12 protein-coding genes are annotated in these 9,882 nt (G+C 41.0%); 3 read left to right on the top strand and 9 right to left on the bottom strand.

Features of this window, described 5'->3' with window-relative positions:
* Positions 1-3 precede the first annotated feature (3 nt).
* Complete coding sequence (locus ABPH35_RS09230; RefSeq protein ID WP_349988131.1) at positions 4-84, top strand: IS3 family transposase; 81 nt, start codon at positions 4-6, stop codon at positions 82-84.
* 78 nt (positions 85-162) lie between these two features.
* Here the strand turns inward: ABPH35_RS09230 and yghU are convergent, their stop codons facing one another.
* A complete protein-coding gene (gene yghU, locus ABPH35_RS09225) occupies positions 163-951 on the bottom strand; it encodes a glutathione-dependent disulfide-bond oxidoreductase (protein WP_349989441.1) in 789 nt (262 codons plus the stop codon).
* Positions 952-1,117: 166 nt separating this feature from the next.
* On the opposite strand from yghU, the gene ABPH35_RS09220 reads away from it, so the two are divergent.
* Positions 1,118-2,224 carry a hypothetical protein gene (locus ABPH35_RS09220; protein ID WP_349989442.1) on the top strand — a complete coding sequence of 369 codons (1,107 nt, stop codon included), beginning with the start codon at positions 1,118-1,120 and terminating at the stop codon, positions 2,222-2,224.
* A gap of 47 nt (positions 2,225-2,271) precedes the next feature.
* Here ABPH35_RS09220 and rplA read toward each other — a convergent pair whose 3' ends face one another.
* Positions 2,272-2,961 carry a 50S ribosomal protein L1 gene (rplA, locus tag ABPH35_RS09215; RefSeq protein WP_349989443.1) on the bottom strand — a complete coding sequence of 230 codons (690 nt, stop codon included), beginning with the start codon at positions 2,959-2,961 and terminating at the stop codon, positions 2,272-2,274.
* A 94-nt stretch (positions 2,962-3,055) separates the two neighbouring features.
* Positions 3,056-3,481, bottom strand: a complete 426-nt coding sequence (gene rplK, locus ABPH35_RS09210; RefSeq protein ID WP_349989444.1) for a 50S ribosomal protein L11 — start codon at positions 3,479-3,481, stop codon at positions 3,056-3,058.
* Between the two features lie 153 nt (positions 3,482-3,634).
* Between rplK and ABPH35_RS09205 the strand changes: the two genes are divergently transcribed.
* Complete coding sequence (locus ABPH35_RS09205; RefSeq protein WP_349989445.1) at positions 3,635-3,991, top strand: DUF3397 domain-containing protein; 357 nt, start codon at positions 3,635-3,637, stop codon at positions 3,989-3,991.
* Positions 3,992-4,162: 171 nt separating this feature from the next.
* On the opposite strand, the gene gloA2 is transcribed toward ABPH35_RS09205, so the two are convergent.
* The 6 genes from gloA2 to ABPH35_RS09175 form a co-directional block, all read right to left on the bottom strand.
* The gene (gene gloA2, locus ABPH35_RS09200) at positions 4,163-4,549 is read right to left on the bottom strand and encodes an SMU1112c/YaeR family gloxylase I-like metalloprotein (RefSeq protein ID WP_368849762.1); all 387 of its coding nucleotides are present in this window, start codon (positions 4,547-4,549) and stop codon (positions 4,163-4,165) included.
* Positions 4,549-6,867, bottom strand: a complete 2,319-nt coding sequence (locus ABPH35_RS09195; protein WP_349989446.1) for a DNA translocase FtsK — start codon at positions 6,865-6,867, stop codon at positions 4,549-4,551. Before ABPH35_RS09195 ends, gloA2 begins: the two co-directional genes overlap by 1 nt.
* A 102-nt stretch (positions 6,868-6,969) precedes the next feature.
* A complete protein-coding gene (locus ABPH35_RS09190; protein ID WP_349989447.1) occupies positions 6,970-7,971 on the bottom strand; it encodes a LysM peptidoglycan-binding domain-containing protein in 1,002 nt (333 codons plus the stop codon).
* Positions 7,972-8,146: 175 nt separating this feature from the next.
* A complete protein-coding gene (locus tag ABPH35_RS09185; protein WP_349989448.1) occupies positions 8,147-8,362 on the bottom strand; it encodes a PspC domain-containing protein in 216 nt (71 codons plus the stop codon).
* A gap of 189 nt (positions 8,363-8,551) precedes the next feature.
* Entirely contained in the window at positions 8,552-9,091 is a 540-nt protein-coding gene (locus tag ABPH35_RS09180; protein WP_349989669.1) for a hypothetical protein, read from the bottom strand.
* Positions 9,092-9,133: 42 nt separating this feature from the next.
* Positions 9,134-9,469, bottom strand: a complete 336-nt coding sequence (locus ABPH35_RS09175; protein WP_349989668.1) for a DUF2500 domain-containing protein — start codon at positions 9,467-9,469, stop codon at positions 9,134-9,136.
* Between the last annotated feature and the right edge of the window lie 413 nt (positions 9,470-9,882).

Below are 9,882 nucleotides of genomic sequence, written 5' to 3'. Positions count from 1 at the left end.
TATATCCAGTTTTACAATACACAACGTTATCAAACAAAATTAAATAACCTGACTCCTTGGGAATTCAGGAATCAGGTTGCTTAGTATCTTTTAGTATTTGACTGTCTACTTGACAGGGAGCCGTTCACTAGTCGAAACTTGTGTGATTTTTACTGTCATTCACTATATCGATATGGGACGATACTCCGCTTCCAGCCCACGCTGAACAGCTGGGCGAGCTGCAATTTTTTCTGTCCATTCTGTTAGATGTTTATAAGCCTTAACATCTAAAAATACTGCTGATCCTGGATAGAGATTCCCTTCTACCAGACGACCATACCAAGACCAAATCGCAATATCTGCAATAGTATAATCATCCCCTGCGATATAGGGGCGAGTTGCCAATAAGTGATCTAAGACATCTAGCTGACGCTTGGTCTCCATGGTATAGCGGTTAATAGGGTACTCCTGAGCAGTGGGGGCATAGTGGAAGAAATGGCCAAAACCGCCTCCAACAAAGGGTGCTGCTCCAGTTTGCCAGAAGAGCCAATTCATCATCTCTGTTTTTTCTTGGAGTTTTTTTGGTATGAATTGTCCATATTTTTCCGCCAAATAAAGTAAAATATGAGCTGATTCAAAGACCTTAATATCCTCATCGGCTGATTGGTCTACCAAAGCAGGAATTTTGGAGTTCGGATTGATTGCTACAAAGTCTGAGCCAAACTGATCTCCTTTTCCAATATCGATACGAAATAGATCATAGTCTGCATTCCTTACGCCTGCCTCTTTCAATTCTTCTAGCATAATGGCTACTTTTATCCCATTTGGAGTTCCTAGCGAATAAACTTGTAACGGATGTTCTCCTCGTGGTAAAATCTGCTCGAATCGGCTCCCAGCTGTTGGACGATTTCCGCTTCGATTTTCATTTTGCTCTTCCCAAGTCCATACTTGCGGTTTGACATATTCTGACATCGTCTATGATTTCCTTTCATTTAGTTTCGTATTAACCTTATAAAATTTTAGGAAAAATGTCAATTATTTGATACACAAAAACTAGAAAACGTTTTCGTTTCTCTCTTTTATATGCTATACTATCCTTACAAAACGAATGGATAAAAACATAATAGGGAGGCGCATCATGAAACACAAACTACTTGTCCCAGCTATTATTCTCACTCTTATCGGACTACTGGGCTGTCAGGCTATCTCCAAGCACATACCTGCTAAACTGCCAGAAGTTCCCTTGACCGAACAAGCAGATGGCTATCTTGTTGGTACCCAGTCCATCTCCGCTATCCAGATTCGTAACGACAAACTTCAAGTCATCAAACAAACCAAGCACTCTGAACTTCCATGGGATGCAACGCTCTATCCTGCTATTTCATTTGATAAACGCTATCTTGTCTTCCAACATAGAAAAGAGGAAATGCAATTATCCTCGCCCCCTTCTGCTATTTTTAGCATCGACTTTGACACAGGTAAGACACAGGTACATAAAACCAAGTATGCTTCTACTGTTGGAATGGGAAGTAGTCTAGATTTTTTCTATACATGGTATGCCAATACCCTTACACAATTTGACAAGGAAGGAAAAGAAATCCAGAGTAAAACCTTTGATGACCTCGCTGACGGGATGCAAACGTTTATTGATACAAGCAATCGTATCCATCTAGTAGCTTTGTCCAAAGACTCAGCTATCCATCTACTTGAGTTAGCTGAAACGGATCTCTCCCTTATCTCCGACCAAACGCTCTCTGAATTGGATGGAGGTGTTCCCCGATTTGCACAGGCTACCATCATTCAAGGGGTACTCTATGCTTCCTTGCATTCTATCCTTACCGAAGGAGCAACGATACCAGATAAGCGACTGCTAGTCCTTGATTTACAGACTATGAATCCAGAATTTATCAACTTGAACGAAAAAACACCTGACTATCTCTATCATGATGGCAATAGTCTATTTATCACCCATGATTCATCAGCGTCCGGCACTCTAAAATTGTGTTTCTCGACTGTTAACCTAGATACAGGTGAAATAACATTTACTGATGTATCGCATATTTTAAACACTGATACACATGAGATTAGCACATCACACCTTAAAAACTTCAAGTATACTGCAGATGGAAAATTGCTTTTTACCGTTCAGAATCGTCTCATCTATTTTGACATGGAAAAACAAGAGGTGCTTGACACACTCACCTTGGAAGAATCCAACCAGATTATTTCTATTTGGATGACGTAGAATAGCATGTAAAAAAGTCCTATCAATCGATAGGACTTTATCTATTTTTACAATGAATTTGGATCAACCTTGATACCAACACCTTGTGTCGTAGTGATTGTCACAGAAGTCATGTAGGTACCTTTAGCAGTAGCTGGTTTTGCTTTAACCATTACATCATGGAATGCTTTGAAGTTTTCAACCAATTTATCTGCTTCAAATGATACTTTACCGATGATTGCTTGCACAATACCCGCTTTGTCAGCACGGTAAGTGATTTTACCACCTTTAGACTCTTCAACTGCTTTTGCAACATCCATTGTTACTGTACCAGTCTTAGGGTTTGGCATCAAGTTACGTGGTCCAAGGACACGTCCAAGACGTCCAACAAGTGCCATCATATCAGGTGTAGCAATAACAACATCGAAATCTAACCAACCACCGTTGATTTTTGCGACAAGGTCATCTTCACCAACAAAGTCTGCACCAGCAGCTTTTGCTTCTTCCGCTTTTGCACCACGTGCAAATACCAATACGCGTGAAGTTTTACCAGTTCCGTTTGGCAATACCATTGCGCCACGGATTTGTTGATCTGCTTTACGAACATCAATGTTCAAGTTGTAAGCAACTTCTACAGTTGCATCAAATTTTGCAAAGTTAGTTTCTTTTGCAAGTGCTACAGCTTCTTCTACGCTGTAAGCCTTTGTGCTGTCGATTTTTTCTAGTGCAGCACGCAATTGTTTGCTTTTTTTAGCCATTTTTATTCTCCTTGTAATGTGGTCATATCGATTTTCATCTCCCACGTCACTCATCAGAAATGATGAAGTCTTGCGGGTTGTGGGCTGTTATTGATTAGTCAACAACAGAGAATCCCATAGAACGAGCAGTACCTTCGATCATACGCATTGCAGCCTCAAGGTTTGCAGCGTTTAAATCTGGCATTTTAGTTTCAGCAATTTCTTGTACTTGCGCACGAGTAACTGTTGCAACTTTTGTTTTGTTTGGTGTGCCTGAACCTTTTTCAACACCTGCAGCTTTTTTCAACAAAACAGCAGCTGGTGGTGTTTTCGTGATGAAATCAAATGATTTATCTTCGTATACTGAGATTACAACTGGGATAATCATACCAGCTTGGTCAGCTGTACGAGCGTTAAATTCCTTAGTGAATCCCATGATATTGATTCCTGCTTGACCAAGTGCTGGTCCGACTGGTGGAGCTGGAGTAGCTTTACCTGCAGGAATTTGAAGTTTTACAAGTTTTTCGACTTTTTTAGCCATCTTTAAATCCTCCTATTGTGGTTTTTGCGGTAATTACAGATTTTTACCTCCCACAAGTATGTGATTTTCCACATACCTCTTTAGTATACAGTATTTTCGCTAAAAATCAAGCTTTATGTTTACTTTTTCAAACTTTTTTTATAGAATAAAACTATGATATTCTTGAAATTTGCTTCTGTACTTTTTATAATCCTACCATTGATTATCTCAATCTCAGTGGTCAAACTCTTTAAACTCCAAGAGAAAGGCTGGAATTTTGCTGATATCGCCTTTCCTATCTTAGCTTTTGAGTTCTATCTCATTTCAGACAAGGTCTACTACCATAGCTTTTTGCCTCATTTGATGTTGGCTTTATCTATTCTAGCGCTAATCATAGCCTGCTATCTCCTATTTGGCAAACGAACATTTTCGTATCACCGTTTTTTCAAATTCTTTTGGCGAGCGGGCTTCCTTCTCACCTTCTTCATGTATCTTGCACTCGTCATTGCCATTTTTACAATCAAAAGCTAAATTGTCGCTCCGTGAAAGGCGTTTTTTCTAACAGCTATATCCTGATAATTTCCTGCTTCTACTCGCCTTTCTCTGTTATTTCTTGATCCTTGAAAAAACACCCCACTTGGCATGACTCGCTTTCTAATTTACAAGCTCGTGAAAAAAACACCCTACTGGGGTGTTTTTTTCTCACTCATGTATTTCCAAGGGAAGGCCGTCTGGGTCAAAGAAGAAAGCCATTTTTCTTCTGTCAAAGTCGTCATAACGTAAGGATTCATGGGGGATGTCTAATCTGTCGAACTCCTGTAAACAGTTTTCAACGTCTGCCACTTTGAAAGCCAGATGTCGTAATCCTGTATGTTCTGGTTGCGGCATGGGTGGTCGTTTGGGAGCATCTGGTTTAATAAAGATTTCGAGTACCAGATTTCCTTTGCGAGCGTTGAAGAGAATATCATTCTTTTCTGGTCGGATATGTTGGTCCAATTGTTCAAAAACTAGCTTGTCAATATAAAATTCTTTTGTCTTTTGGTAATCACTACCGATAATAGCAATATGATGTAGGGTATCTAATAGCATCATTGCGTTTCCAGTACCTTTCTTGGCTTAGTCCCTTCAGCAGGACCAATCACGCCTGCCGCTTCCAATTCTTCCATCAAGCGGGTTGCACGATTAAAGCCAACCGATAAACGGCGTTGAATCATAGAAGCGCTGGCTTTTTGTGTTTCAACAACTAAGGATCTCGCTTCTTCAAAGAGTGGATCACCACCGCTATCACCTGTTCCACCCTCAAAGTCTCCTTCTGTTACTTCGCCAGGGTCAAAGAACTCATCGTACTCAGCTTCTGCTTGATGCTTAATAAAGCTCACAATCGCTTCAACATCATCATCTGAAATAAAGGAGCCTTGCAAGCGGACAGGGTGATTTTCATCAATCGGTTTAAAGAGCATATCACCTCGTCCCAATAATTTCTCTGCACCATTTTCATCTAAAATAGTTCGACTATCTGTTCCGCTTGAAACCGCAAAGGCAATCCGAGACGGAACATTCGCTTTAATCAGACCGGAGATGACATCAACAGATGGGCGTTGGGTTGCGAGAATCATGTGAATACCGGCTGCCCGCGCTTTTTGTCCAAGGCGAATAATAGCATCTTCCACTTCCTTACTGGCTACCATCATCAAGTCTGCTAGCTCATCAACAATGACGACAATCAATGGTAACGGAATCTGCTTTTCGTCAGATCCTCGATTAAATTCTGCAACTTTTGCATTGTAGCCTTCGAGGTTGCGAACGCCTAGATGGCTAAAGAGTTCATAGCGTTTTTCCATTTCATCCACGACTTTTTGAAGTGCTCGTGCAGCTTTTCGAGGATTGGTCACAACAGGAATCAGAAGATGAGGAATATCATTATACACCGACAATTCAACCATCTTAGGGTCAATCATCATAAATTTGACTTGATCTGGACCTGCCTTCATCAAAATAGAAGCAATAATACCATTCACCGCAACAGATTTTCCTGAACCAGTTGAACCAGCGACTAATAAATGTGGCATGCGTGTCAAATCAAAGGAACGGACTGAGCCGTTTACAGCCTTACCAAGTGGAATATCCAATAATTTAGTCGGAGAAGTTTTTGCTTGTTCCCATAATTCTCTAAACGGTACCATAGCCACTTCAGAGTTTGGCACTTCAATACCGACTAGGGATTTTCCAGGAATCGGGGCTTCAATTCGGACATCTTTGGCTGCAAGGGCAAGGGCCAAGTCATCTGCCAGATTGGAAATCCGATTAACCCGCACACCAACTGCAGGTTTCACCTCATACTTGGTCACAGACGGACCGATTTCTGCCCGCTCAACCACTACCTTGATACCAAAGCTGGCAAAGGTGTCTTCCAAGACCTTGATATTTTGGCGGACGATTTTCTTTTCATTTGCTTGACTTTTGATTTTTATTGGCGCAAAGAGATCAATCGACGGTAACTTGTAGGTCAATTGGGCTTTGGGTTTGAAGTCAAGTTTTACTTCCTCTGCTTCCTGTTCCTCTGTCGCTTCTTCATCAGTAACTAATAAAACAGGAAATTCTTCTTCATCAAAAATAGACTCACGTTCTTCCGTCACAATTGGAACCTCACGTCCTTCTACTTCGAGAATTTCGCCTGTTTCCCTATCAACCAGGGGAAGTTCTACTGGTTTAAGCTCTACTTGCTCATTTTCTTCTAATCGTTTAGCCTCTTCCTCTGCCTGACGTTGAGCTTTTGCTTCTGCCTTTACAGCACGTTTTTCTGCCCGAATCGCTGCTCCCTCTCGGTATTTGTCCCACAAATAAACTGCACCATCTGCTAAATCATAAATCGACCACGGACTCATAAAAAACAGGCCAAAGGCAATCAATAGTGCGCCAATGAAAAAAGTACCCAAGGTTGCAAATAGGAAAGAAACCGGCACATACAGACCTCCACCAATCAGACCTCCACCCAAGAATTCCTTTACGCGAAAGGCAGAAAGGTCTGACAAGGCGAGCCGAAACGTATGGTGTAATAGGTCTTTCCCCTTGTAAACTAGGTCAAAATAGGCTTGGTACTCCAGTAAAATTCCTACAAATACGAGCCAAAAACCAGAAATCATGCCTTCCCTTTGTCGTAGTTTGGAAGAAAAGAGAAGGTAGAGAAACAAGGCTACAATTAATACATAAGTCGTACTTCCAACTAACAAACGAAAAAGATTGTAGGCTGTCACACCAAAAACTCCTAATCTGCTTGCCGCAAACAGGAGAAATATAACTACTGAAAATCGTAGTAAAAGAGATTTGATTTTTGCTTGCTGAGCCAATTCACCCTTTGATGGGCGTCGCATATTTCGCCCTTTTTTTGTCTGTTTTTGTCTTGTCATACTTCTATTATACCATACTTTACTGGTTGGTCTAGTATTGGGCAGGTAGCAAAAACTCCCCAACAAGCAGAGTTGATTGGAGAGTTTCCATGTATAAATCATTTATGGATTCATCGACACATGAACATGGTCAAAGTGATTTTCTGTAATACTACCACGGTCAGGCATCACATTCCAAGTATTAGCCGGTCCATAGATACTTGGATAAGGTGCGTAAAACCGCTGTTTCCAAATAATATAGGAAATATTCTTGCTAGCTATATTTTGAATGGCATAATTCGCAACCTGATCGCCTAGAGCTTCATTGTTGCCAACCATGAAATCAACTGCAAGTCCCTTACCGTGGTCTCCGCTATCTCCTGGACGATAGAGACTAAAGGAGGTAATGCCATAGATACTTGCCACTTCTTCTTTAAAGGCTGCCGTCTGTGGTTGCAGTCCAGCATTGGCAGGATTTGCAGCAGCGCTACTCGTAAAATCTGTCGACGGGCTCGCCGGAGCAGGACTTTCCTCTACTGGAACAGGAGTAACTGCTTCCTCTTGTGCTTCCACTGCTTCTGATGTGGGAAGTGATTGAGCTACGTCTTTCGGTTGCGCGACAGTTGGTGCGGCTGACTGAGTTTGCTCGGTTGTAGAAACAGGAGCTGTTTGTGTCGTTTCGATTGGTTCTGTCAAATCTTCCACAGGTATGGTTTGATCGTTGACAACCACTTCGTGTTTCTCTAAATCAACTTTAGTCGTTACTTGTTCTTCTGTATTCTCACCTTGAGGAGACTGAATCTCAATAGAGGTTACTTCTCGTCGTGAGTCAATTTTCACCGTCAAAACAGTATCTGGAAAAATCAAATTGATATTGGCAATCTTATTGATATTAGCCAAGACCGTCATATCAACATCCATCGCCTCAGCAATCGTGCTAAGCGTATCCCCATACTGAATCGTGTAGGTTTGCTTATCTTTCTTCGCTAAAATATCTGCTTTGATTTCTTCGACAGAACGGGCAGTCCAAATTGGAGCCAATTCATCTGCTTGAGCTGTTGCTGTAAAAAGCGAAAGAGCGAGAGTTGAAAATAAGATTGTTTTTTTCGTTAATGTTAAAGACATAACTTCTTCCTTTTCTTTGTGATAGAGACATCTTACCACAATTTTGAAAGCAAAAAAGGCTTTTTAAGCCTTTTTCACGAAACTGTATTTTAGATGTCACAGAAGGAAATAGTTGTCATCTGATTGTCTTCTCTGTCACCATATTGTAATCTTTAGGGTTACATCTTTGTACAGTTTAAAAGATAATATCTTGATCATCACCTTGTCCATTATCAATTGGCATCACCCACCAGCAAACCAAGTAGGGAATGACACCAAATCCATAGGCAAAGGCTAAAACTCCCCATACAACACGCACAAGTGTTGGATCTAAGTCAAAATACTTAGCAACACCCGCGCATACTCCTGCAATTTTTACATCATATCGATCGCGCATCAATCGTTTTTGCATACTTTTTTCTCCTTTTCTTCTACTTGTGGCTATTATACCACAAAAAAACTGACCTCACGAGCCAATTTTTAGGGTATTCAACATATCGTCTTTTCGTTTTTTATTTAGTACTAGGCAACAAGACGCAGGCAGAACTTAGGTTCGGCAAGGAGAGTTAACGACGTAATAAATGAAAACGAACTGACGATATTAGAATTTCTTCTTAGGATGGCGGTCAATCACCTCAGAATGTGCCGTAAGTGCTTTTTCCCCCTTAGTTGTCAGTTTATAACCACGAACACTAAAGAGAGCTGCTAATTCTTCTTCTGAAAAATGCTCTTTTAAAGCAACATCCAAATCTGCAGCTTTCATTTTAGATAGACCTGTAACACTCTTTGTTTTGAGTATATTTTTCTTCATGGTCGCATTGATATGATCCAGTGAATCAAAGGCTGTTTCGATAGCAGCGTAGCTATTTTTCACCAGATCTGCCAAATGTTTGGCTGCATCAATTCCGTAAGTATACTCAAAATACTTAGGAAAAATCGAATCCGTTGTAAAGGTGTCAAACTGAATTCGCCACAAAAGGATGATGTCCCCTGCCAGCAATCCGTCTGCTAAAGGTTCCATATTCCGTTTGGGAACAGGCTTCGCATCCAGTAACCATATCGCTAAATCACGGTCTGGAGCAATATAGGGCATACGAGCATGGTCCTTGTAAAGTTCTCTTACCTGCTCTTCTACTGTCATATCGTATTTTACCTCACTGACTATCTATTTCTATCACATTTCCTAGTCAAGTCTCTTAAAATCAAGAAACCTTGTTCCTTGAACCGTTAACTCACCCTTGTCTCCTTCAGCAGATAGGGCATAGACTTGACGGCTCACCCGAAATTCCCTACGCTCACCATTGTCGAGTGCAAAGGTGACATAGTAATCAGTATAGGCTCCTTGATTTCTATGCATATCCGTTCGCTTGCCAATCAACTTAGCAGGAAAAACTTCCTTGGGAGCAGCATTGTTTCGAAGAGCTTCAACAAGTGATTTGACCAGTCGCCATAGGAAAATTCCCACAATAATCGTAAAGACTAGCAAAAACCAAACAGAAAATATTGGTAATGTACCCATAGCCCTATCCACCTTTCAAATTTTATACTATTAGTATATCAAATTTCACTCAAAACATACTAAGATTAGTAGTGAGGAAATCTCCGACGGGAGAGAGTAGTCACTACTTTTTCGTTGTGTTAAAGTAGAGGTGTCTTGTGAAGTCGAGGGGCTTTTTGACGCTGGACGTCGTACTCAAAACTGGCAAGACACCTGTTTTAGGGAGAATGTTATCAAAGTATGTGGGGCGCTAGACGTCGAGTATTGAAAATGACATCACTAAAACAAGGAATCAAACAAGATAAAAAGGTAATATCATGCGTACAGTATTTGGGATTGATGTGAGTAAAACAAGTTCAGAAGTGGCAATTCTAGTCAACGGTGAGAAGGTTCATGGCTATACCATGCCGAGTGATGCCATCGGCTTCACTCGG

The organism is Streptococcus handemini (assembly GCF_040984445.1).
Classification (GTDB): domain Bacteria; phylum Bacillota; class Bacilli; order Lactobacillales; family Streptococcaceae; genus Streptococcus; species Streptococcus handemini.
This window is presented reverse-complemented; position numbering and strand designations above follow the sequence as displayed.

Excerpts from the sequence above, each read along its gene's own strand:
- yghU (WP_349989441.1), bottom strand. The coding sequence starts at position 951 with ATGTCAGAATATGTCAAACCGCAAGTATGGACTTGGGAAGAGCAAAAT.
- ABPH35_RS09220 (WP_349989442.1), top strand. The coding sequence starts at position 1,118 with ATGAAACACAAACTACTTGTCCCAGCTATTATTCTCACTCTTATCGGA.
- rplA (WP_349989443.1), bottom strand. The coding sequence starts at position 2,961 with ATGGCTAAAAAAAGCAAACAATTGCGTGCTGCACTAGAAAAAATCGAC.
- rplK (WP_349989444.1), bottom strand. The coding sequence starts at position 3,481 with ATGGCTAAAAAAGTCGAAAAACTTGTAAAACTTCAAATTCCTGCAGGT.
- ABPH35_RS09205 (WP_349989445.1), top strand. The coding sequence starts at position 3,635 with ATGATATTCTTGAAATTTGCTTCTGTACTTTTTATAATCCTACCATTG.
- gloA2 (WP_368849762.1), bottom strand. The coding sequence starts at position 4,549 with ATGCTATTAGATACCCTACATCATATTGCTATTATCGGTAGTGATTAC.
- ABPH35_RS09195 (WP_349989446.1), bottom strand. The coding sequence starts at position 6,867 with ATGACAAGACAAAAACAGACAAAAAAAGGGCGAAATATGCGACGCCCA.
- ABPH35_RS09190 (WP_349989447.1), bottom strand. The coding sequence starts at position 7,971 with ATGTCTTTAACATTAACGAAAAAAACAATCTTATTTTCAACTCTCGCT.
- ABPH35_RS09185 (WP_349989448.1), bottom strand. The coding sequence starts at position 8,362 with ATGCAAAAACGATTGATGCGCGATCGATATGATGTAAAAATTGCAGGA.
- ABPH35_RS09180 (WP_349989669.1), bottom strand. The coding sequence starts at position 9,091 with ATGACAGTAGAAGAGCAGGTAAGAGAACTTTACAAGGACCATGCTCGT.
- ABPH35_RS09175 (WP_349989668.1), bottom strand. The coding sequence starts at position 9,469 with ATGGGTACATTACCAATATTTTCTGTTTGGTTTTTGCTAGTCTTTACG.